The sequence below is a fragment of the Sandaracinus amylolyticus genome (genome assembly GCF_000737325.1).
GTDB classification, from domain to species: domain Bacteria; phylum Myxococcota_A; class Polyangia; order Polyangiales; family Sandaracinaceae; genus Sandaracinus; species Sandaracinus amylolyticus.
Map to the genome: position 1 here is coordinate 2680239 of NZ_CP011125.1, position 22521 is coordinate 2702759.

Consider the following 22521-nt stretch of genomic DNA (forward strand, 5'->3'; position numbering starts at 1 on the left):
CGCGGCCGTAGGTTTGAGCCCCGAATGTGCCGTCTCTTCGGGTTCCGCTCGGTGATCCCCTCGCAGATGCACCGCTCGCTGGTCGCCGCGGACAACGCGCTCGGGCGACAGAGCGAGCGGCACCCGGACGGCTGGGGCGTCGCGTACTACGTCGACGGCGCGCCGCACGTCACGCGGAGCCCGACGCACGCGCTCGGGTGCGCGCTCTTCCAGCGGGTGAGCGGCGTCGTGTCGAGCGAGACCGTGCTCGCGCACGTGCGCAAGGCGACGCAGGGCGGGCACACGGTGCTCAACTGCCATCCGTTCCAGTACGGACGCTGGACCTTCGCGCACAACGGCGACGTGCCGACGTTCGCGCGTGATCGCGAGGCGCTGCTCGCCGAGGTCTCGCCGAGGCTGCGGCGCTTCGTGCTCGGCGAGACCGACAGCGAGGTGATCTTCTTCATGGTGCTCACGCGGCTCGAGGCGCTCGGGCCGCTCTCGGCGCAGCGTGACGTCGACGACGTGATGGCCGCGCTCGCCGCGACGATGCGCGACGTGGATCGCATCGCGCAGCGCGACGCCGACGCGAAGCCGAACCTGCTCACCGTGATCCTCACCGACGGCACGACGATGGTCGCGCACCAGGGCGGCAAGGAGCTGCACTTTTCGACGCACAAGCGGCGCTGCGCCGATCGCGAGTCGTGCTCGTTCCTCGCGCCGCACTGCGAGGCGCCGACGACGACCGGCTCGATCAACCACCTGGTGCTCTCGAGCGAGCCGCTGCACGGCGAGAACGTGTGGTACGCGCTCGAGCCCGGCGAGATGGTCGGCGTCGATCACCGCATGCGACTGGTACGCAGGTCGAGCGATCCGCGGAAGCTCGCGGTCGTCGCGTGAGGTAGCCTGTCCGGCCGATGTCGGAGCCGAAGAAGCTCACGCTGTCCGAGCTGCGCAAGCGCTACGTCGACGAGGCGCGACCGTTGCCGCAGGAGATCGAGACCGCGCTGCGTGCGGACGAGCGGCCGGGCGCGAAGTCGCTGCTCGCCGCGATCGAGAAGCGACGGCGCGCGAACCGCGCGGAGGGTCAGCGGCTGCGACACCTCTCGCGCTTCGAGAACGAGCTGTGGGAGTCCGGCGTGCAGCGCGTCGCGGGCGTCGACGAGGCCGGGATGAGCCCGCTCGCGGGGCCCGTCGTCGCAGGCGCGGTGATTCTTCCCGTCGGCTTCAAGCTCGTCGGCGTCGACGACTCGAAGAAGCTCGACGCGAAGGCGCGCGCCGAGCTCGTGATCGAGATCAAGGCGCGCGCGATCGCGTGGGCGGTCGGCATCGTCCCGCCCGACGAGATCGACCGCGTGAACATCTATCGCGCCGGCTTGCTCGCGATGCGTCGCGCGGTCGAGGCGCTCCACGTCGCGCCCGAGCACCTGCTGATCGACGCGCGCAAGCTCAAGGAGCTCGCGATCCCGCAGCGCGCGATCATCCACGGCGACGCGCTGAGCGTGTCGATCGCCGCGGCGAGCATCGTCGCGAAGACGACGCGCGACGGCATGATGGACGAGCTCGATCGCACCTATCCGGGCTACGGCTTCGCGAAGCACAAGGGCTATCCGGTCGCCGAGCACACCGACGCGATCACGAAGCTCGGGGTGTGCGCGATCCACCGTCGCTCGTTCGGTCCGGTGCGTCGCGCGCTCGGGCTCGAGCCGGTGCAGACCGAGCTCTTCGCGACGCCGAGCGAGACGCCCGCGATCGATCCCACGGTCGCCGCGGAGATCGCGGCGATGGAGGCCGAGGTCGCCTCCGAGCCCCAGTGAGCGCGCGCATCCTGCCTCAGCTGCGCGTGCATCGCGACGAGGTGATCGCGTGCCGGCGCTGCGAGGGGGTCGTCGGTCCTTCGGTGATCGGCCCGGCGATGACCTCGCGCATCTACGCGCTCGGTCAGGCGCCTGGGCCGCACGAGGCGAGCAAGGGACGCCCGTTCGCGCACACCGCGGGCAAGACGCTCTTCTCGTGGACCGCGCGCATCGGTGTCGACGAGGCGCGCTATCGCGAGCGCGTCTACATGGCCGCGGTCGCGCGGTGTTTCCCCGGCAAGGGCAAGTCGGGCAGCAAGGGCGATCGCCTCCCGAGCGCCGACGAGATCGAGCGGTGTCGTCCCTTCATCGCGCGCGAGATCGCGCTGCTCCGGCCCGAGCTCGTCATCCCGATCGGGCGTCTCGCCATCGCGGAGGTGCTCGGCCCGTTCGAGAAGCTCGAGGACGTCGTGGGCACGACCACGCGCGCGCGCTTCCACGATCGCGAGGTCGACGTGATCCCGCTGCCGCACCCGAGCGGGCTCTCGGCGTGGCCGAAGATCGAGCCGGGCAAGACGTTGCTCGCGCGCGCCCTCGAGCTGCTCGCCGCGCACCCGACGTGGCGCGGGACGTTCAAGGAGTGACGTCGCACACCGGCGTCGCGCACGTGCCGTCGAGGCAGCGCCCCGCGAGGCAGTCGTCGTCGCTCGAGCACGACGGGATCTCGGCGCACCGCAGCTCGCCCCCGCCGAGCGGCGCCATGCAGCGCGCGCCGAGCTCGCAGTCGTCGGGCACGCCCGACACGTCGGTGAACACGCGGCAAGGCTCGCCCACCGCGACCTCGCCGATCACCGGATCGTCGAGCAGCTGGGCGCGATCGCAGTCGTCGAGGCTGCGCAGGATCGACGTCGCGAGCGCGCCGTTCCACAGCACCTCGCCCGCGTCGACCGCGGCGTGCAGCGACTGCGCGTTCATCGACTCGCAGCGCGCGGTGAGCGCCTCGTCCGAGAGCGGCTCGCCGTCGCACTCGCACGTCACGTGTCGATCGCGCAGCGCCGTCTCGAGCGACACGCACCAGCTCGCGAGCGGCGTGCTCGCGACCGTCGGTCGATCACACGCCGCCAGCGACACCACGAGGATCCAAGCAAATCGCGACTTCACAGCGGGCGGGAGCATAGCTTCAGAATCTCGAAAGGTGCCTTCCGTATCTCTTCTCGTGTCGCCACCGAGCCCGCTCGGGGCGCCGACCAGGAAGGAAGATCACGTGAAGAAGCAGTCCCTCTCGTTCCTCCTCGCGGCCGCGCTCTCGCTCCCGATGCTCGCGGCCTCGCTCCCCGCGCTCGCGCAGGACGCCGGCACGCCCGCCGACGGAGAGCGCCCGTGCCACGGTGGACGCCGCGGTCATCACCGCGATCCCGAGCGGCGCCTGCAGCACATGACGCAGGCCCTCGGCCTCGACGCGAACCAGGTCGCGCTGGTGCGTCAGGCGTTCGAGCAGGCGCGCGCCGAGCACGAGGCGCTGCGCGCGCAGCCGCGCTCGCCCGAGCGCCGCGAGCAGCACCGCGCGATCATGGAGCGCACCCGCGAGCGCATCGACGCGGTGCTCACGCCCGAGCAGCGCGTCCGCGCCGAGCAGCTCCGCGCGCAGCACGACGCGCGCCGCCAGATGCGCCGTGAGCAGCGCGGCGGCGGCGTCGATCCCCGTGGTATCTGATTTCGCATGAGCGGACGCGTCCTCGTCGTCGAAGACGATCCCGAGCTCGGCGCCGAGATCGTGCGCCAGCTCGACCGCGCGGGCTTCACGCCCACGTGGCTGAAGGACGGCGACGACGCGCTCGCCGCGACCCCCGAGGAGTACGATCTCGTGCTCCTCGATCTCGTGCTCCCCAACGCCTACGGGCTCGACATCCTCAAGCGCTACCGCGCGGTCAGCGAGGTCCCCGTGATCCTCCTGACCGCGCGCGATCACACGGCGGACAAGGTGCGGGGGCTCTCGCTCGGCGCCGACGACTACGTCACGAAGCCGTTCTGGCCCGACGAGCTCCTCGCGCGCATCCGCGCGCGCCTGCGACGCCCGGGCATGCGCCGCGAGGCGGACGCGATCGTGCGCGCGGGCGCGATCGAGGTGGACCTCGACGCACGGCGGGTGCGCGTCGACGGAGAGCCCGTCGAGCTCACGCGCGCCGAGCTCGACGTGCTCGCCACGCTCGCGCGCCGCGCGGGTCATGCGGTCTCGCGCGGCGAGCTCGTCGAGGAAGCGCTCGATCCCGGGCGCGAAGGCGGCGAGCGCACGCTCGACGTGCACGTGTCGCGGCTGCGCAAGAAGCTCGGCGCCGAGGGCAAGCGCATCGCGACGGTGTGGGGCATCGGGTATCGCCTCGAGATCGATCGATGAGCGTCCGGACCCGCGTCGTGCTCGCGTTCGCGGTGCTCGCGCTGCCCGCGATCGTGCTCGTGCTGTGGGGCACCTGGAGCACGCGACGCCAGGCCGCGCTCGAGGCCACGCGCGAGGCGATCGTCGCGCGCATGGAGGACGGGGGAGGGCGCGCGCGCTGCGAGGCGGATCCCGCGCGCTTCACGCTCGGACGGCCGCGCCGCCACCGGCACCGCCGCGATCGTGGCCCGCTGATCGCGCACGGCCGCGTCGACGCGTACGACGCGGCCTTCGTGCCTGCGCATCCCGACGCGCCGCCGCTCGATCCCGAGGTGCGCGATGCGCTCGAGTCGAGCGATCTCGGCGTCGTCGAGATCGAGGGCGCGCGACGGCGCGACGGCGCGCTCGCCGTGCGCATGCCGTGGGACGAGGGGCCGTGCGTGGTGCTCGTGATCGAGACGCCGGGGGTACGTCCTGCGCTCGGGCAGCGCATCCTGCGCCGCGATCTCGCGGGCTCGGCCGCGGTGCTCGGGCTCGCGCTCGTCGTCGCGCTGATCGCGCTCGGCCCGCCGCTCGCGCGGCTGCGTCGCCTCGCGAAAGCGGTGCGCGCCTCCGACGGGATCGCGTTCACGGTCCCCCACGGCGTCGCGGGCGCCGACGAGATCGGGCGCGTCGCGCGCGCCCTCGACGAGGCGAGCCAGCGCGTGCGCGATCACGTCGCGCGCCTCGAGGAGCGCGATCGCGCGCTCACCGCGTACGTCGACGCGACGACGCACGATCTCGCGATCCCGCTCACCGTAATCCAGAGCCGCCTCGCCGAGCTCGACGCGCGCGTGCGCGCCGGTGAGCGCATCGAGCCGAGCGCGCTCGAGCCGCTCCTCGCGGAGCACGAGTACCTCGGTCAGCTCGTGTCGAACATGGCGGCGGCGGCGCGCTTCGCGAGCGGCACGCCCCACGTCGAGAAGCACGACGTCGATCTGCGCGCGCTGGTCGAGCGCGTCGCCGCGCGGCACGCACCGCTCGCGCGCGCGCAGGGCGTGGCGCTGGAGCACGCGGTGCCCTCGCGCGCCGTGACGATCCAGGGCGACGACATCCTGATCGAGCGCGCGCTCAGCAACCTCGTCCACAACGCGATCCGCCACGGCGCCGCGCGACGCTCGGGCCGCGAAGGCCACGTCGCGCTCACGCTCGAGGCGCGCGCCGGTGGTGCGTTCCGCATCGCGGTCGCCGACGACGGAGAGCGCGCCGACGTCGCGCGCATCGAGCGCGTGCTGCGCGGTCCGATCGATCGCGGCGAAGGCAACGCGCGCGCGCGCGGCCTCGGCCTGCGGATCGTGCGCGCGGTGGTGGACGCGCACCGCTGGTCGATCGACGTCGAGCCGCACGAGGAGGGCGGCATCGTCATCGCGATCACCGGGTGAGCGCGAGGCGTCACGCCTCGCGTCGCGGCGGGCCTCGCGTTGTGCGCCGCGCGCCGAGTGCCGACGTCGATCTGCATGCGCGCGCGAGCAGCCCGGGCCGGTCGGCTCACCGACGAGCAGAGCTCGTTCTGGTCCGCCGTGCTCGTCGGGATCGCGGCGATGGCCGCGGTCGACGAGATCCTCTTCCACCAGCTGCTCGGCTGGCACCACTTCTACGACGGCGCGAGCGATGCGGTCGGCCTCGCGTCCGACGGCGTGCTCCACGCGGGCGAGCTCGTCGCGCTGATCGCAGGCTTCGCGTGGATGATCCGCCTCCGCGGCACCGGCGCGCTGATCCGCGACTACGCGCTCGCGGGCTTCTTCGTCGGCGCCGGCGCGTTCCAGCTCTTCGACGGGATCATCGACCACAAGGTCCTTCGCCTCCACCAGATCCGCTACGGCGTCGCGATCCTCCCGTACGACCTCGCGTGGAACGCCTTCGCGCTCCTGCTCCTCGCGGTCGGCGCGGGCTTCCTCGTGAAGGCGCGTCGCGGCGCGCGGCACGAGCGCTTCGGCGGTGGCTTCGTTGCGCCTGCCCGCGGCGTCTGAGCTCGCGAGCGCGCTGCTGCTCTCGCTCGTCGCGCTCGCGCTCGTCCTCTACGCCCTCGCGATGATCGTCGCGCGCCGTCGGGGCCGTGCATGGGGGCTCGCGCCGACGCTCTCCTTCGCGCTCGGAGCGACGCTCGTGATCGTCGCGATGTCGCCGCCGCTCGTCGCGCGCGCCCATCACGATCTCCGCGCGCACATGCTGCAGCACCTCCTCCTCGGCATGCTCGGCCCGATCGGCCTCGCGCTCGGCGCCCCGATCACGCTCGCGCTCCGCGCGCTGCCTCACGACGCGGCGCGCGCCCTCGCGCGGCTCCTCCACACCGCGCCGCTGCGCGCGCTCGCGTCTCCGTTCGTCGCGCTCGCGCTCAACGTCGGCGGGATGGCCGCGCTCTACGCGACGCCCCTCTACGCCGCGATGCACACGAGCCCTTCGCTGCACGTCCTCGTGCACCTGCACTTCCTGCTCGCCGGCACGCTGTTCTCGTGGTCGATCGCGGGCCGCGATCGCGTGCATCGCGCGTCGCACGGGGTGCGCCTCGCCGCACTCTTCGTCTCGGCCGCCGCGCACGCGACGCTCTCGAAGGCGATGTACGCGTACGGCTGGCCGCTCGGCACGCACCACGCGCTCGCGGAGATCCGCTCGGCCGCGGAGCTCATGTACTACGGCGGCGATCTCGCCGAGATCGTCCTCGCGATCGCGCTCTTCGCGACCTGGCCGTGGGCGCCGCGCCTGGTCCGAAGGCCGGTCTAGCCGACCCTGGGTCAGCTGCGCTAGCATCTCGACCCATGTCGTCACCCGATTTCGCCACCGTCGCGCCCCGCGTCTCCTCGACGCCGATGGCGCAGATCGACGCCATCGTCGCGCGCCTCGCCGCGCGCAAGCACGACTGGCCCCGCGTCTCGCTGCGCGAGCGCGCCCGCCTGCTCGAGCGCTGCATCGACTCCACGCTCGCCATCTCGCACGAGTGGGTGCGCGCCGCGTGCGACGCGAAGGGCATCGATCCCCAGAGCCCGCGCGCCGGCGAGGAGTGGCTCGGCGGTCCGATGACGACGGTCCGCAACGTGCGGCTGCTGATGGAGGCGATGCACGCCGACGGTGAGCCCGCGCTGCCGAAGGTGTGGGCGCGCCCCGACGGTCAGCTCGTCGCGAAGGTGTTCCCGCAGGGCCTGATCGATCAGCTGCTCTTCACCGGCTTCTCCGCCGAGGTCTGGATCGAGCCCGGCAAGCCCGCGACGCAGGGCGCGATCTACCGCGCGAAGAAGAAGCGCGGCGTCGGCGACCGCGACGGCAAGCTCTCGCTGGTGCTGGGCGCCGGCAACGTCGCGTCGATCGGGCCCATGGACGCGCTCTACAAGCTGTTCGTCGAGGACGAGGTCTGCATCGTCAAGACGAACCCGGTGAACGCGTACCTGCAGCCCTTCTGGGAGCACGCGTTCCGCCCGCTGCTCGACGCCGGCTACTTCGCGGTCGTGCGCGGCGGCGCCGAGGTCGGCGCGCACCTCTGCAACCACCCCGAGGTCGACACGATCCACATGACGGGATCGGATCGCACGCACGACGCGATCGTGTGGGGCTCGACGCGCGCCGAGCAGGAGCGGAACAAGAAGGCGGGCACGCCGAAGCTCAAGAAGCCGATCACGAGCGAGCTCGGCGCGGTCACGCCCTGCCTCGTGGTGCCCGGCGCGTGGAGCGAGGACGACCTGCGCTTCCAGGCGCGCCACGTCGCGGGGATGGTCGCGAACAACGCGAGCTTCAACTGCAACGCGTGCAAGGTCGTCGTGACCGCGAAGGGCTGGCCGGAGCGCCAGCGCTTCCTCGATCTCGTGCACGAGGCGCTCGAGCGCACGCCGCCGCGCAAGGCGTACTACCCCGGCGCGCAGGAGCGCTATCAGGGCTTCCTCGACGCGTACCCGCAGAGCAAGCCGCTCTCGGAGCGCTCGCGCGACGTGGTGCCGTGGACCGTCATCCCCGACGTCGCGGCGGACGGCAGCGAGTACGCGCTCAGCAACGAAGCGTTCTGCGGCGTGCTCGCGGAGACGTCGCTCGACGAGTCGACCGCGTCGGGCTTCCTCGCCGCGATGACGGAGTTCGCGAACGACGAGTGCTGGGGCTCGCTCAGCTGCATGATGCTGATCGACCCGAAGACGCAGCGGGAGAACGCCGCGTCGCTCGACGCGGCGCTCGCGGGCCTGCGCTACGGCGGCATCGGCGTGAACGTGTGGGCCGGGCTCATCTACGGCCTCGTCGTGCCGACGTGGGGCGCGTATCCCGGCCATCCGCTCGAGGACATCCGCTCGGGCCGCGGCTTCGTGCACAACGCGCTCCTGATCGATCATCCGCAGAAGTCGATCGTGCGCGCGCCCTTCCGCATCCACCCGACGCCCGCGTGGTTCCCCGATCACAAGTCGCTGCACCAGCTCGGGCCGATCCTCACGGACTTCGAGGGGCGGCCCTCGGTCGCGAAGCTGCCGAAGCTCATCGCGACCGCGCTGCGCGGCTGAGTCTCCCCGGGGGGCTGCGCGCCCCCCTGTCGACCCCCGAGCTGCGCGCGGGTCCCCACCCGCTTGCGGGCAGCGCGCAGCGCGCACCGATCCGGCTGGCGACCGCGGTCGTCTCTGGCGAGACGCGCGTCGCGTGTCCCCACGAGCACGACGCGATCCCACCGCGCCCCGAGAAACCACGTGTTTCTCGGGGCGTGCGCGTCTGGCAGGCCTGCTGCTCATCGTGCCTCGCAGGAGGATGCGATGAGGAAGACGATCGTGATCGCGACGGTGATGGCGCTGGCGGGTGGCGGTGCAGGCGTCGCGATCGGGGCCGCGACGTTCGCGCGCGCCGACGACCACACGCCGCGCACCGAGGTCGTGCGCACGACGACGACCACCACGCGCGTCGAAGCGCCGCCCGCCGCGCCGCCGATCACCACGACGACGACGACGCGCGACGAGCGCGAGGACCACGGTGAGCTCCGCGTGCGCCGGCTCGTGCTCACGCGCGGCATCGAAGGCCGCGAGCCGATCGACGAGCTCGACGCGCTCGAGCTCGACGAGCGCCTCGAGCGCGTCTACGCGTTCCTCGACGTCGCGAACGATGCCGACGAAGCGCGCGCGCTGACGATCACGTTCGAGCGCGAGGGCGGAGACGAGGTGACCGGCCACGTCGATCTCGAGGTGCCCGCGCGCGTCGGTCGCTGGCGCACCTGGGCGTTCACGCGTCACATCGATCGCGCGGGCACGTGGCGCGTCGTCGTGCGCGATGACGCGGGGCGCGAGCTCGCGTCGCACACGTTCGACGTCCGCTGACGTCGCAGGGCGCGAGCTCGGTCGCACACCTTCGACCTTCGCTGACGTCGGAACGACCGACCACGACCACGACCACGCTCACGACCACGCTCACGTCCGCGACGAGGTCGTGGTCGTGGTCGTGGTCGCCGTCGTGGTCGGCCGTTCTTCCGTCGCCGCGGGAAGATCAGGCGCCGCCGTCCGGTACACCCGCACGGGCTTCCAACGCCGACCGGTCGTCTGGTACGACCTCATCCATCTCGATGCGCGCCATCTCGTACGCCCTGGTCTCGCTGACGATCGTCGCGCTCGCGGGCGCGTGCAGCGGAGGCAGCGGCACCCCGCCGCCGCCTCCGCCCCAGCAGGCGCAGCAGGGCCAGGCGCAGATCCAGGTGCCGCCCGGTCAGGTGCTCATCACCGTCGCCGCGAGCTCGTCGCCGCAGGGCGCGACGGTGACCGGCGGCGGTCGCATGCTCGGGCTCACGCCGTTCACCACGCAGGTGCCGATCCCCGCGCCGCGCCCCGGCGAGACGCAGACGTTCCAGTTCACGTTCCAGCTGCCCGGCTATCAGCCCGCGACGATCAGCGCGAGCCCGATCAACAACACGATCACGCTCAACGCCGCGCTCGCGCCGATGGTCGCCGCCACGCCGCCGACCACGCCGACGAGCACGCCCACCGCGCCCGGCGGCGGCGAGCCTTCGTTCACGGTGCGCGGTCCCGCGGGCGGCGCGATCCGCGACTTCGCGGTGACGACGAGCGCGGCGCGCGTCGAGCACCAGTGCATGATCGCCGAGCTCACCGTCGACATCGACGGCAACCACTCGTACTTCAGCGACCTCGTCGTCAGCCTCCGCGGCCCCGACGGCACGAGCTACTCGCTGCAGAGCCACGCCTCGCGCAACCCGTTCCGCAGCCACACCGTGCGCCGCGCCGAGGGCCACCCGACGCAGGGCACGTGGACGCTGTCGGTCAACGACACCGTGCGCGCCGACGCCGGCCAGCTCCGCGGGTGGACGATGGCCGTGCGCTGTCGTTGATCGCGCGGGCGCGCGGTCGCGAGGACGAGCACGACCACGACCACGACCACGACCACGACCACGACCACGACCACGTGAGGGGCGCGGCGGGCTGGGGGGCGGCGCGGTCGCACCTCTCGGCACGATCGCGCAGGGCGCGTGACCCGGTCGGCCTGGTACGATCCACCTCCGTCCAGCACGGAGGCTCGCGATGAAGAAGATCCTGGTCGTCGAGGACGACGCGGTCAGCGCGCGGATGTTGCGGGACTACCTGGACGCGCACGGCTACGCGACCACCGTCGCGACCACCGGCCCCGAGGGCTGGAACCGCTTCGAGGAGACGCGCCCCGACCTGATGGTCGTCGACGTCGCGCTCCCGATGAAGAACGGCTTCGAGCTCTGCTTCGACGTGAAGCGCACCGAGCACGGCCGCGTGATGCCGCTCGTGCTGATGAGCGCCGTCTACCGCGACGACCACGCCGACAAGTACGCGCGCGAGGATCTGCACGCCCAGGCGTGGCTCTCGAAGCCCTTCGAGCTGCGCGCGCTCCTCGAAGAGGTCGAGCGCCTGATCGGCGCCGGCGAAGCATGACGGCGACGATGCTGCCGCTGCCCGCGTTCGCCGCGGAGATGGGCCTGCCGCAGCATCGATCCAAGCTCGTCTTCAGCACGTACTCCGGCTACGCGATCACGCTCGCGTTCGGCGCGCTCGCGGCGCTCGGGCACCTGACCGGCGTCGTGCCGATCACGAGCGGCGCGATCGCGCTCATCGGGCTCAAGCTCGTCACCAACACGCTCGCGTGGCTCGCGCTGCGCAACGATCGCTTCGTGCTCGAGCTGTGCGGGCTCAACGTGGTCGGCGACATCGTCGCGATGACCGGCGCCATCTATCACACCGGCGCCGCGACCAGCCCGCTCCTGCCGATCTACGGCATCGAGCTCACCGTCGTCGCGCTGGTCTCGAACGTCGGCGTCACCGTGGCGACCAGCGTGATCACGTTCCTCGCGTACGCGTCGATGCTCGCGCTCGTGCGCTTCGGCGTGCTCGACAAGCCGCCCTCGATCCTCGATCTCACCGGCGGCGTCACCGACGCCTACGTGATCGTCGAGCTCGCGTTCGTCGCGTTCGTGCTGGGGCTGCCCACCGCGTTCGCCGCGGCGATCCTCAAGCAGCTGCGCGAGAAGGAGAGCGCGCTGCTCGCGCGCACCGAGCAGCTCGTCGAGGCGCAGCGCCAGCGCACGCAGTTCATGGCGAACGTCACGCACGAGCTGCGCACGCCGATCCACGGCATCTGCGGGCTCGCGGACCTCGTCGAGAGCGGCGTCTACGGGCCGGTCACCGACAAGCAGAAGGACGCGGTGCGCGACGTGAAGAGCGGCGCGCTCGGCCTGCTGCGGCTGATCGACGACCTGCTCACGCTCGCGCGGGAGGACGCGGGCAAGCTCGAGTACCGCGCCACCGACTTCGACCTCGAGGAGGTGCTCGCGAGCGTGATGTCGACGGTCGGCTCGCTGCGCGGCACGCGCCCGCTCGACGTGCGGCTCGAGCCCCACGACGCGCTGCCCGCGATGCGCACCGATCGCGGGAAGCTGGTGCAGATCCTCGTGAACCTCCTGGCGAACGCGGTGAAGTTCACGCCCGACGGCGGCCACATCACGCTGCGCGCCCGCGCGCTGCCCGGTGGCCCGGTGCGCGTCGAGATCGAGGTCGAGGACGACGGCATCGGCATCCCGCTCGACCAGCAGAGGGCGGTGTTCGAGGCGTTCCGCCAGGTCGACGGCTCACCCGAGCGTCGCTACGGCGGCACCGGCCTCGGCCTCGCGCTGGTGCAGCGCCTCACGTCGCTGCTCGGCGGCTCGGTCGCGCTGCGCAGCGAGCCGGGCAAGGGATCGACGTTCACGATCACGCTGCCGGCCCTCGGCCCGCCCGCGCGCGTGACCGGCCGGCACCCAGCGGTCGCGGCGTGAGCGAGTACGAGGACGCGATCGTCGAGGCGATGGCACGTCGCGCCAGCCTCGAAGAGCTCGCGGCGATCACGGCGCGCTACCGCGAAGATCGCGGTCTCGCACGCGATGAAGCCCTCGGCGCGCTCGAGTCGGCGCGCAGCCGCGTCCGTGACGAGCACAACGAGGACGCGCTGCTCGAGCTGATGGACCGCGTGAGAGGGTGGTGCCAACCGGGCCACGACCTCTTCTGAGCCGTGCGAGCACGACGTGCTCGCAAGAGACTCTGCGGGACTCGAGATCGCCTCGACGCGAAGCAACCCCACCACGAGCGGCCCGCTCGCCGAGACCCTTCGATCACAGCAGAGCGACGTGCGCGCGAAGCGCGCACCTGGAGCGAGTGCACACCGAAGCCGCACGGTGAGTAAGACCCCAAGACCGTGTGTCCTCGAGACCAACACGACCGCGAGCGACGCTGCGGGTCTCGGCAAGACCTCACCGCAAGCGATCGGCCGAGAGTCGAGATCCCCGAGCGCGCGCTTCGTGGTCCGAGGCAGTGCGGCTCGTGGTTCGATGCAGTGCGGCTCGCGGTTCGATGCAGCGCGGCTCGTGGTCCCTGGCAGTCCGGCTCGTGGTCCCTGGCAGTCCCGCTCTGCCTCCGTGTGCTCGCGAGGATCACTCGGGGGTCCGAGGTTGGATGACTCGGAGCGCTCGCGAGGATCACTCCGACCTCCGAGATCGGATGACTCGGCGTGCCGGTGTGGACCGCAGCGAGTGGCCGCGAGGACCGCTCGGACGTATCCAATCTAGAAGGGTCGGAAATCGAGCGGTTTTGCCTTCGAAAACGCGCGATCAGGTGTCGGCGCGCGCCAAGGATCGGCCGGTCGCGCTCTCCCAGAGGCCTCGGAAGAAGTGCCGCGCGTGCACGCCGAGGTTGCGCGTGTGGTATCCGCCCTCCTGCACCACGAGCGTGGGCACGCCGAGCGCGCCGATGCGGCGTCCGTTGCGCTCGAAGTCGCTCGCGCCGAGCGACCAGGTGCCCGTCGGGTCGCCGCGACCGGGGTCGAGGCCGAGACAGACGACGAGGAAGCTCGGCTCGAACGCGCGCACGGCGTCGAGCGCACGCGCGAGCGCGAGATCGTACGCCGCTCCGTCGACCTGCTCGGGCAGCGGGAGGTTCAGGTTCGCGCCTTCGCCGTCGCCCCAGCCGATCTCGTCCTCGAACCCCGTGAAGTACGGGTACGCGAAGCGAGGGTGGCCGTGGATCGACACGGTGAGCACGTCGCCGCGCTCCCAGAAGATCTCCTGCTGCCCGTTGCCGTGGTGGTAGTCGACGTCGAGGATCGCGACCTTCGCGCCGCCTGCGCACGCGCCGAGGTGGTGCGCGGCGATCGCGGCGCTGTTGAGGTAGCAGAAGCCGCCGAACGACTTGTGCTCGGCGTGGTGGCCCGGCGGGCGCACGAGCGCGTAGGCGAGGCGCGCCTTGCCCTCGAGGATCATCGCGGCGCCGGTGAGCGCGCAGTCGACCGCGTCGGTCGCGGCGAGCCACACGTTCTTGTGCAGCGGCGTGAACGTGTCGATGCAGTACCAGCCCGCGCGCGTCTCGAGGTCGTCGGGCATGCGGCCCGCGTTGCGCACCGGGAACACGTACGGGTACGCCGAGCGCTTGGGCGGCAGGGCGGCGCAGACGCGCTCGAGGTAGTCGACGAACTCGTCGTCGTGCACCGCGACGATCGGCTCGCGACCGAAGCGACGCATCTGCGTGGGCTCGAAGATCGGCAGGCGATCGAGCTCGCGCTTGATGACCGGGATGCGCACCGGCGCCTCGACGTAGCCGCGCTCGCGCACGTGGTGCACGTCGTGGCGCTCGGCGACGAGCAGCGGGATGCGCAGGTGCGCCGGCACGTCGATCGGCAGCGGCGTCGAGGGCGCGTTCACCTTCTTGCGGCGATAGCGCGAGGGGCGGAGCTCGATGGGATCGTCGACGATCGACTCGACGACGCGACCGACGTACTCGCTCGTGACGAGCCACGCGTACTTGCGCTCGAGGATCGCGCGCACGATCTCGCGCGCTTCGTCGCGACCGAGCGGGCGGCCCGAGCCGAGATCGTCGAAGACGAGGTACGGCAGGTCCTTGGTCGATCCGCCGGGCTCGATCGCGGTGCGATACGCGGTGTGGATCACGGGGCGCGCGCCCCAGCGCTCGTAGAAGCGCAGGCGCGCGCGGTTCTGCTCGAGCGTCGCGGGGTCGGAGACGTCGTCGGGATCGTCGGGCAGGCACTCGAAGAGCAGGCCCTTCGCGCCGAGCGCGCGGCACTCCTCGCGCACGCGCTCGTAGAGCGCGCCGCCGACGCCGCGGCCGGTCTCCTTGGGCGCGGCCGAGATGAAGTCGAGGTAACAGAACTCGAGGTCGGGCGCGTGCGCGAGGATCGCGAAGCCGCGCACGTCGTTCTGTCGCTGGCGCTCGGCGACGAAGACGAAGGTGCGGATGCGGTGCGCGAGCGGATCGCGGAGCAGCGTCGGGAGCTCGTCGACGGTCTCGTGGCGCAGCCCCGGGAACTGCGCGCGCAACATGCTCTGCACCTGCGTGAGGGCGACGCGATCGGCTTCGAGCACGTCGTCGTGGATGAGGCGGATGCGGAACATCGAAGAGGCCGATCCTGGGGCAGGGTGAGGTTCACTGTCGAGGTCTCGGTGATGGCGCGGGGTGGTGGGGTCGTCGCTCGACTTGCGGGGCTGCTGGGCGCGCGCGGTCGCGAGCTTCGGGAGACGCGGTGGTCGCTCGCTGCGCGCGCGGTCGCGCGCTCCGCTCACTCCGGATCAGTCTCGACGTGACGTCTGGTGGCCCCCGCTGCGCACGAGCGCCGACCCCACCACCCCGCGCCCGGCACGCGGAGCCTGCCGTCTCGCTTGGTGAGGGTGGGGAGGCTCGCGACCGATCCGCGCTGTTCGCGCGGCTCGGACGCTCGCGGGTAGCAGCGCGCGGCGAAGCCGCGCGACTGGAGCCGAATGGGGGCGTGCTCGGCGGGACGGGTGGAGCGAGCGCGCGCGCGGAGCGCGGGCGGTCGCGTGATGGGCGGTGTGTTGAAGCGAGCGCGCGCGCGGAGCGCGGGCGGTCGCGTGATGGGCGGTGTGTTGAAGCGAGCGCGCGCGCGGAGCGCGGGCGGTCGCGTGATGGGCGGTGTGTTGAAGCGAGCGCGCGCGCGGAGCGCGGGCGGTCGCGTGTCGTGCGCGGTGTGGAGCGAACGGGCGTGTGATGCGGAGCGCGCCGGTCGTCGCGCGTCGAGCCGCGTCGTGACTCGTTCACGTGCACGTGCCACGTGCTCGTGCACGGCCGTTCCACCGGCGCCCGCCCGCCGACCCGCTCCTCGTCTACTTTCCGAGCTTCTTCGACGCGTCCTCACCGAGCTGCCGCGCCCGCGCCGTCGCGGTCTCGACCGCGTCCATCAGCGTCTTGCGCAGCCCGCCCGCTTCGAGCGTGTGCAGGCCCGCGATCGCCGTTCCGCCCGGGCTCGTCACCATGTCCTTCAGACGTCCCGGGTGCTCGCCCGTCTCGATCAGCAGCTTCGCCGATCCCAGCACCGTCTGCGCCGCGAGGAGCTGCGCCGAGTCGCGGTGCAGGCCGACCTTCACGCCCGCGTCCGCGAGCGCCTCGATGATCAGGAAGATGTACGCCGGGCCCGAGCCCGACAGGCCCGTCACCGCGTCGAGCAGCATCTCGTCGAGCACGACGCTGATGCCGATGTCGTCGAAGATCCGCTTCACCAGCGCGAGGTCGTCGGGCGTCGCGTGGGTGCCCGCCGCGATCGCGGTCGCGCCCGCGTCGACGATCGCGGGGGTGTTCGGCATCGTGCGCACCACGCGCGCGCCGGGCGGCAGGCGCGCTTCGATCGCGGCGATCGGGATGCCCGCCGCGATCGACACCGCGAGCGCCTCGGAGCGGATGCCCTCGGCGACCTCGGGGAGCAGGCGATCGAACACCTGCGGCTTCGTCGCGAGGAACACGACGTCGGCCCACGCCGCTGCCTCGCGGTTGCTGCGCCCGACGCGCACGCCGTGCTTCTTGCCGAGCTCGTCGAGGCGCTCGGGCCGCACGTCGACGCACCAGATCTGCTGCGCGTCCACCGCGCCCGACGCGAGCAGCCCGCGCACGAGCGCGCCCGCCATGTTGCCCGCGCCGAGGAACGCGATGCGCTTGTCGATCTTCGTGGCGTGTCCCATCGGGCGCGAAGGGTGGCCTCTCGGACGCGCGCCGTCGACCTTCACGCACGGCGGACCCGGGGCGCGGACGGGTCGATCCCGGCTCGCATCATGCGGCTGATCAGCGTCGTGCGCGGCATCTCGAGCGCACGCGCCGCGTGGGCGAGCACGCCGCGGCTCTCCTCGATCGCGCGGCCGAGCAGCGTGCGCTCCGCGGCCTCGAGCGCGGCGCGATCACGCACCAGGCGCTTCCAGCGCTCGGCGAGCGGCGCCGCGGGATCGACGGGATCCGGGAGCGTGATCGTGAGCGCGCGCGCGGCCTCGATCGGCGCGGCGGGTGACGCGCCTGCGTAGGTCGCGTCGAAGTGCTCGGGGGCGAGCTGCGTCGCGCTCGGATCGCGAGCGAGCGCGCGGGCGCGGGCGCGCGACACCGCGGCCTCGAGCTCGCGCACGTTGCCCGGCCACGCGAGCTCGGGCGAGCGCAGCGCGCGCCGCGCGCTCACCGAGAGCGTCCACCGCCGCGAGGGCTCGGTGCGGCGCAGGTGCTCGAGCGCGAGCGCGGGCACGTCGTGGCGTCGCTCGCGCAGCGCGGGCATCCGGATGATCGTGCCCGCGAGCCGGTAGTAGAGGTCGCGGCGGAACGTGCCGCGCGCGACGGCGTCCTCGAGATCGCCGTTCGTCGCGGCGACGATGCGCACCCGCGCGCGGCGCGGCTCGCGGTGCTGCCATCCGAGCGGCCGGTACGTGCCGAACTGCGTGAGATCGAGGAGCAGCTGCTGCGCGTGCATCGGCAGGTTGAGGACCTCGTCGAGGATCAGGGTGCCGCCGTCGGCGAGCTCGACGAGCCCGGCGCGGCGGCTCGTCGCGCCCGAGAACGCGCCGCGCTCGTGGCCGAAGAGCTCCGACGCGATGGTGTTGAGATCGTCGCTCGCGCCGAGCATCGCGCGCACCACGGGCTGCCTGCCGCTCGCCTTCGCGAGGGCGCGCGCGAGGAGCGTCTTGCCGGTGCCGGACTCGCCGACGATCAGGAGCGGCGTGTCGAGGCGCAAGCACGCCTCGATCTCGGCGCGCAGCGGTGCGAGCCCGCCGGTGTCGAGCAGGGTCGCGAGCTCGGGCTCGGCGGCGTCGGTCGTGCTCGGGCGCGGTCGGTCGCTCGGCGCGACGCGCGAGGGCGCGCCGATCAGCGCGGCGACGCACGCGAAGAGATCGCGATCGACATCGCTCGGCGCGTGCAGCGGGTGGCGGAAGTCGGCGTAGAGCACGCCGGGCGCGGCGGCGCCGAGCGGCGCGGCGATCGCGCCCACGATGCCGAGCTCGACGATCGTGTCGACGCGCTCGGGCTCGCGCCGCCGGTGCACGCAGCGTCGCGCCTCGCGCGCGTCGTCGACGACCGAGCGGCACACGTCGGCGAGCTCGCACTCGCGCAGATCGCGGCCGCAGCGACGCCCGACGCGCACGTGCTCGGCGTCGGCGCCAGAGAGCACGAGGATGCGATCGGCCCCGAGCGCGAGCGCGAGCGTGTCGAGCGCGCCGCGGATCGCGTCGTCGCCGGGATCGAGCAGCGCGTCGCGGAGCTGCGAGAGCAGCTCCCACGCGGCGCTCGCGTCGTGGCTCCGCGGGCTCAGCACGCCGCACCTCCTTCACCACGCACCGCACGCTCCAGGGTGCGCCGGCCGCGACCACGCCGCGCGAGGCAGAGCGCGCTCGCGAGCCCGGCCGCGCTGGGGCGCGCGTCGGGATCGATGCTGATCGCGCGCGCGACGAGCGCGTCGACCTCCGTCGGGACGCGCGGGCGCCACGTCGAGGGCGCGGGGTGCTGGCCCTGCACCACGCGCTCGGCGGCCTCGAAGAGGCTGCGGCGCGGGACCAGCACGCGACCCGTGAGGCACTCCCAGAGCACGACGCCGAGCGCATAGACGTCGGCGCGCGCATCGACCTCTCCTCCGCGCAGCAGCTCGGGCGGCATGTAGCCGATCTTGCCGAGCGCGAGCCCGGCGGTCGTGGCCCAGTCGCGATCGCGATGACGCACGAGGCCGAAGTCGGTGAGCTTCACGCTGCCCTCGCGCGTGAGCAGCAGGTTCGAGGGCGAGACGTCGCGGTGCACGATCTCGAGCGATCGTCCGTGCTCGTCCTCGAGCGCGTGGGCGTGCGCGAGGGCCCGCGCCGCGCGCTCGGCGACGTAGAGGCACGCATCGATGGGCAGGCGGAGCCCGCGCGCGCCGAGCGCGCTGCAGAGCGCGAGCAGGCTCGGCCCCTCGACGAGCTCGAGCACGAGGTAGGGCTCGGGCCCGGTGTCGCCGTCGAGCACGCGCACCACGTTGGGGTGCGAGAGCGCGCTCTGCACGAACGCCTCGGCCTCGAAGCGGCGCCGCGCGCCGGCGCCGGGCGCGGTGCGCAGGCACTTCACCGCGACGCGCGTCGTGCCGCGCTCCGCGAGGTAGACGACGCCCATCCCGCCTTCGCCGAGCACACCGAGCACGCGGTAGGGGCCCACGCGCTCGGGCCGGCGCGGCATGCACGGGCGCACCCCCGAGACCTCGTCGCGCGTGTCCTCGGCGGATCCGCCCGCGGATCCGCACGCGCCGAAGCGCGGCCACCCGCGCGAGTCCATCCGTCCCATCGTCCGCCCTCCCGACCGCGGCATCCCGCCCGTGGTCTCGAGAGCGAACGTGCCGGCGCGCGGCCGCGCTGGACATCCAAGTCGTGCGGGCGAGGGGTCGAACTAATTCGAGCGAGGGGTCGAAACGACGCTCACACCAGGCCGGCGCGCACCGCGTACTGCACGAGATCGCCGAGCGATTCGGCGCCCAGCTTGTCCTTGATGCTGCGCACGTGGGTGCTGACGGTGCTCGGCTTCACGGCGAGCGCGTCGGCGACGGCGGACGGTGTCATCCCGCGTCCGAGCATCACGAGGATCTCGTGCTCGCGATCGGAGAGCGACTCGTGCGGATGCTCGCTCGTGCTGCCCGAGAGGAGCAGCTCCGCGAGGCGGCCGGTGACGTACTTGCCCTCGCTCGCGACCTTGCGGATCGCCTCGAGCAGCTCCTGCGAGGATCGGCCCTTCGTGAGGTAGCCGTCGGCGCCCGCGCGCAAGACGCGCAGCGCGTACTGATCCTCGGCGTGCATCGTCAGGATGACGACCTTGGTCTGCGGCCGGCGCTGCTTGATGCGCGTGAGCACGTCGAGCCCGCTGCGGCCGGGCAGCGAGAGGTCGAGCACGAGCACGTCCCACGACTCGTGCTCGGCGCGCGCGAGGACCTCGTCGCCGTCGCCCGCCTCGCCGACGAGCATCATGTCGGGCGCGGTCTGCACGATGCGCTTGATCCCCTCGCGCACGACGGCGTGGTCGTCGACCACGAACACACGGATCATCGTCGTCATCGGAGCCCATCCCCGGCGCGCGGGGGCGCGCCGAGTGCGAGAGTGTCTTCCGGTTCGCGGACTGGCCGCCGCGAAGTGCCGATCGGGAGCGTCACCCGCACGCGCGTGCCTCGGCCCGGCGCGCTGTCGACGTCGAGCGATCCGTCGTGCGCGAGGACGCGCTCGCGCATCCCGAGGAGGCCGTAGCCTGCGCGCGCCGCGCTGGGATCGAAGCCGCGCCCGTCGTCGGCGATCTCGAGCGCGAGCACGTCCCGCTGCTTCGCGAGCCGCACGCGCACGCTCTTCGCGGCGGCGTGGCGCGCGACGTTCGTGAGGCTCTCCTGCACGATGCGGAACGCCGCGGTCGAGATCTCGGGCGAGGCCACGAGCTCGCGCGGCTCGACGACGAGCTCGCAGCGCAGCCCCGAGCGCGTCGCGAAGCGCGGCACGTACCACTCGATCGCGGGGCCGAGCCCGAGATCGTCGAGGATCCGCGGGCGCAGCTCGCCGACGAGGGCGCGCGTCGCGTCGAACGCCTGATCGAGCACGTCGTTCATCCGCTCGAGGCTCGAGGCGAGCGAGCCCTCGCCGCTGCGCGCGAGATCGAGCTCCATCCGCATCGCGGTGAGCAGCTGACCGGTCTCGTCGTGGAGATCACGCGCGATGCGGCGGCGCTCGTCCTCGCGGCTGCGCTCGAGGTGACGCGCGAGCTCGCGCAGCTCGACGGTGCGCTCGCGGACCTTGTGCTCGAGGCGCTCGTTGGTCTCGGCGAGCTCGCGCTCGAACGCGCGCAGCTCGAGGAGGTTGCGGACGCGCGCGAGGAGCTCGCCGGGCTCGAACGGCTTGTTGAGGAAGTCGTCCGCGCCCGCTTCGTAGGCCTCGACGCGCGCCGCGCCGCCCGTGCGCGCGGTGAGGAAGAGCACCGGGATGCGCGCGGTCTCGGGCCTGCCGCGCAGCGCGCGCGCGAGGTCGAACCCGCTCGTTCCCGGCATCATCGCGTCGGTCACGATCAGCGCGGGCGCGACGTGCGCGACGGCGTCGAGCGCCTCGCGCCCGTTCGAGGTCTCGATCACGCGATAGCGGCCTCCGAGCAGTCGCACGAGGTACGCGCGGAGCTCGGGGTCGTCCTCGGCGACGACGATGGTCTCGCCAATCTCCGAGATCTCGGCGCGCGGCGGCGGGACGGGCGCGGCGGTCGCGAGGCGGTGCAGCGCGGCGAGCTCGTCGTGGTCGAGGGTCGCGCGCTCGTCGTCGCCGGTGCTCGGTGCGCCGATCGGCAGCGAGAGGGTGAACACGCTGCCGCGTCCCAGCTCGCTCTCGAGCCGCACGTCGCCGCCGTGCGCGGTCGCGATGTCGTGCACGAGCGCGAGCCCGATCCCGGCGCCGCCGCGCGATCGCCCGCGCCCGGCGTCGACCTGGAAGAAGCGCTCGAACAGGCGGTCGCGCGCCGAGCTCGGGATGCCGATCCCGTTGTCGGTCACCGCGATCTCGACGTGCGCGCCGGCGCGACGCACGGCGACCTCGATGCGTCGCGTCGCGGGGTCGGTGAACTTGTGCGCGTTCGAGAGCAGGTTGTGCAGCGCGGTGCGGAGCTGCCGCGCGTCGACCTGCGCGAGGATCGGGGCGTCGCAGCCCGCGAGCGTGACGCCGCTGCGATCGGAGGCGCGGAAATTCGCGCTGACCTCGCGCACCAGCGACGCGACGTCGACGGTGCGCTTGCGCGGCTCGGCGCGCCCGCTGGTGAAGCGCGCGAGCTCGAGCAGCTCGTCGATCATGACGAGCAGGCGCGCCGCGTTGCGCTCGGCGGTGTCGACGCGCGCGCGCGTGCCTTCGTCGTCGTCCTCGCGCAGCTCGCGCAGCATGCCGAGGATCAGCGTGAGCGGCGTGCGCAGCTCGTGGCTCACGTTGGCGAAGAAGTCGTTCTTGAGGCGATCGATCTCCTCGAGCTCACGCGAGCGCTGATCGAGCGCGAGCTGCTGCGCGTGGCTCTGCCGCGCGAGGCGATGGTGCGTCTCGCCGAAGACGACGCTCACGATCGACGTGAACACGACGAGGCTGACCTGTCCGGCGATCAGGCTGGGCTCCCACGGCACCACGCCCGACACGAGGAGCGGCGCGACGTACGCGGTGGTCACGACCGCGGTCGTCAGCACACGCAGCGGCCACGCCACGAGGAGCGCGATCGACGAGAGCGGGAGGATCGTGGAGACCTCGTAGTAGCGCTCGCCGAGCGTGCCGCTGATCGAGCCCGAATAGCCGACGATCGCGGCGTCGAGGCACATCGCGGTGATGATCACGCCGTGCACGGCGCGCGAGCCGCGCGGCAGCGCGCGCAGCACCGCGATGCCGAGGCCCGTCACGAGGATCGTGCCGGTGCGCCAGAGCGCGAAGGCGCGGAGCACCTGTCGATCGTCGAAGAGCAGGAGATCGATCGGCCACCAGACGATCGCGGCGACCATCATCACGAGACCGAGCTGCGTCGCGTAGCGGACCGAGCTCTCTCGCGCGTGGTCCTCGAAGGAACGGTGCGGGGACACTGCGCGACGAGAGTACGCCAGACG

The 22521-nt window shown here is 72.7% G+C and carries 21 protein-coding genes; 14 read left to right on the plus strand and 7 right to left on the minus strand.

Annotated elements, in window-relative coordinates; all coding sequences use genetic code 11:
* Window positions 1–24: 24 nt before the first annotated feature.
* Genes DB32_RS11270 through DB32_RS11280 form a run of 3 tightly spaced genes read left to right on the plus strand, consistent with a single transcriptional unit; the run spans window position 25 to window position 2419 of the window.
* Window positions 25–879 carry a class II glutamine amidotransferase gene (locus DB32_RS11270; RefSeq protein WP_053232429.1) on the plus strand — a complete coding sequence of 285 codons (855 nt, stop codon included), beginning with the start codon at window positions 25–27 and terminating at the stop codon, window positions 877–879.
* A 17-nt stretch (window positions 880–896) separates the two neighbouring features.
* Entirely contained in the window at window positions 897–1796 is a 900-nt protein-coding gene (locus DB32_RS11275) for a ribonuclease HII (protein WP_075097506.1), read from the plus strand.
* Window positions 1793–2419: a uracil-DNA glycosylase family protein gene (locus tag DB32_RS11280; protein WP_053232430.1), complete on the plus strand. Its 627-nt coding sequence runs from the start codon at window positions 1793–1795 to the stop codon at window positions 2417–2419. Before DB32_RS11275 ends, DB32_RS11280 begins: the two co-directional genes overlap by 4 nt.
* Here DB32_RS11280 and DB32_RS11285 read toward each other — a convergent pair.
* Complete coding sequence (locus tag DB32_RS11285) at window positions 2409–2951, minus strand: cytochrome P450 family protein (protein ID WP_157068953.1); 543 nt, start codon at window positions 2949–2951, stop codon at window positions 2409–2411. The genes DB32_RS11280 and DB32_RS11285 overlap by 11 nt on opposite strands.
* Before the next feature lie 88 nt (window positions 2952–3039).
* On the opposite strand from DB32_RS11285, the gene DB32_RS11290 reads away from it, so the two are divergent.
* From DB32_RS11290 to DB32_RS11340, 11 genes are all read left to right on the plus strand, one after another.
* Complete coding sequence (locus DB32_RS11290) at window positions 3040–3489, plus strand: hypothetical protein (RefSeq protein WP_053232432.1); 450 nt, start codon at window positions 3040–3042, stop codon at window positions 3487–3489.
* 6 nt (window positions 3490–3495) lie between these two features.
* A complete protein-coding gene (locus DB32_RS11295) occupies window positions 3496–4170 on the plus strand; it encodes a response regulator transcription factor (RefSeq protein WP_053232433.1) in 675 nt (224 codons plus the stop codon).
* Window positions 4167–5570, plus strand: a complete 1404-nt coding sequence (locus DB32_RS11300; RefSeq protein ID WP_053232434.1) for a sensor histidine kinase — start codon at window positions 4167–4169, stop codon at window positions 5568–5570. Before DB32_RS11295 ends, DB32_RS11300 begins: the two co-directional genes overlap by 4 nt.
* A 75-nt stretch (window positions 5571–5645) precedes the next feature.
* Window positions 5646–6158 (plus strand): DUF2243 domain-containing protein, encoded by a 513-nt coding sequence (locus DB32_RS11305; RefSeq protein WP_053238769.1) that lies wholly within the window; start codon window positions 5646–5648, stop codon window positions 6156–6158.
* Window positions 6127–6909 carry a cytochrome c oxidase assembly protein gene (locus DB32_RS11310; protein WP_157068954.1) on the plus strand — a complete coding sequence of 261 codons (783 nt, stop codon included), beginning with the start codon at window positions 6127–6129 and terminating at the stop codon, window positions 6907–6909. The genes DB32_RS11305 and DB32_RS11310 overlap by 32 nt, the downstream gene beginning before the upstream one ends.
* A 35-nt stretch (window positions 6910–6944) precedes the next feature.
* Window positions 6945–8660 carry an aldehyde dehydrogenase family protein gene (locus tag DB32_RS11315; protein WP_053232435.1) on the plus strand — a complete coding sequence of 572 codons (1716 nt, stop codon included), beginning with the start codon at window positions 6945–6947 and terminating at the stop codon, window positions 8658–8660.
* 243 nt (window positions 8661–8903) lie between these two features.
* Window positions 8904–9458 (plus strand): DUF2914 domain-containing protein, encoded by a 555-nt coding sequence (locus tag DB32_RS11320; protein WP_053232436.1) that lies wholly within the window; start codon window positions 8904–8906, stop codon window positions 9456–9458.
* A gap of 242 nt (window positions 9459–9700) precedes the next feature.
* Window positions 9701–10477 (plus strand): proprotein convertase P-domain-containing protein, encoded by a 777-nt coding sequence (locus DB32_RS11325; protein WP_053232437.1) that lies wholly within the window; start codon window positions 9701–9703, stop codon window positions 10475–10477.
* 190 nt (window positions 10478–10667) lie between these two features.
* Window positions 10668–11048, plus strand: a complete 381-nt coding sequence (locus DB32_RS11330) for a response regulator transcription factor (RefSeq protein WP_053232438.1) — start codon at window positions 10668–10670, stop codon at window positions 11046–11048.
* Window positions 11045–12424: a sensor histidine kinase gene (locus DB32_RS11335; protein WP_053232439.1), complete on the plus strand. Its 1380-nt coding sequence runs from the start codon at window positions 11045–11047 to the stop codon at window positions 12422–12424. The genes DB32_RS11330 and DB32_RS11335 overlap by 4 nt, the downstream gene beginning before the upstream one ends.
* The gene (locus DB32_RS11340; protein WP_053232440.1) at window positions 12421–12654 is read left to right on the plus strand and encodes a hypothetical protein; all 234 of its coding nucleotides are present in this window, start codon (window positions 12421–12423) and stop codon (window positions 12652–12654) included. Before DB32_RS11335 ends, DB32_RS11340 begins: the two co-directional genes overlap by 4 nt.
* Window positions 12655–13252: 598 nt before the next feature.
* Here DB32_RS11340 and DB32_RS11345 read toward each other — a convergent pair.
* The 6 genes from DB32_RS11345 to DB32_RS11375 all read right to left on the minus strand — a co-directional run bounded on the left by DB32_RS11345 (window position 13253) and on the right by DB32_RS11375 (window position 22497).
* Window positions 13253–15046 carry a GNAT family N-acetyltransferase gene (locus DB32_RS11345; RefSeq protein ID WP_053232441.1) on the minus strand — a complete coding sequence of 598 codons (1794 nt, stop codon included), beginning with the start codon at window positions 15044–15046 and terminating at the stop codon, window positions 13253–13255.
* Between the two features lie 726 nt (window positions 15047–15772).
* On the minus strand, window positions 15773–16621 hold the full coding sequence (proC, locus tag DB32_RS11355) for a pyrroline-5-carboxylate reductase (protein WP_053232443.1): 849 nt from the start codon (window positions 16619–16621) through the stop codon (window positions 15773–15775).
* A 41-nt stretch (window positions 16622–16662) separates the two neighbouring features.
* Complete coding sequence (locus DB32_RS45170; protein ID WP_053232444.1) at window positions 16663–18228, minus strand: sigma 54-interacting transcriptional regulator; 1566 nt, start codon at window positions 18226–18228, stop codon at window positions 16663–16665.
* The gene (locus DB32_RS11365; RefSeq protein WP_169791416.1) at window positions 18222–19220 is read right to left on the minus strand and encodes a serine/threonine-protein kinase; all 999 of its coding nucleotides are present in this window, start codon (window positions 19218–19220) and stop codon (window positions 18222–18224) included. Before DB32_RS11365 ends, DB32_RS45170 begins: the two co-directional genes overlap by 7 nt.
* A 131-nt stretch (window positions 19221–19351) precedes the next feature.
* Window positions 19352–19981, minus strand: coding sequence for a response regulator transcription factor (locus DB32_RS11370; RefSeq protein ID WP_083457316.1), 630 nt, complete (start codon window positions 19979–19981; stop codon window positions 19352–19354).
* Entirely contained in the window at window positions 19978–22497 is a 2520-nt protein-coding gene (locus DB32_RS11375; protein ID WP_053232446.1) for an ATP-binding protein, read from the minus strand. The genes DB32_RS11370 and DB32_RS11375 overlap by 4 nt, the downstream gene beginning before the upstream one ends.
* Window positions 22498–22521: the final 24 nt, after the last annotated feature.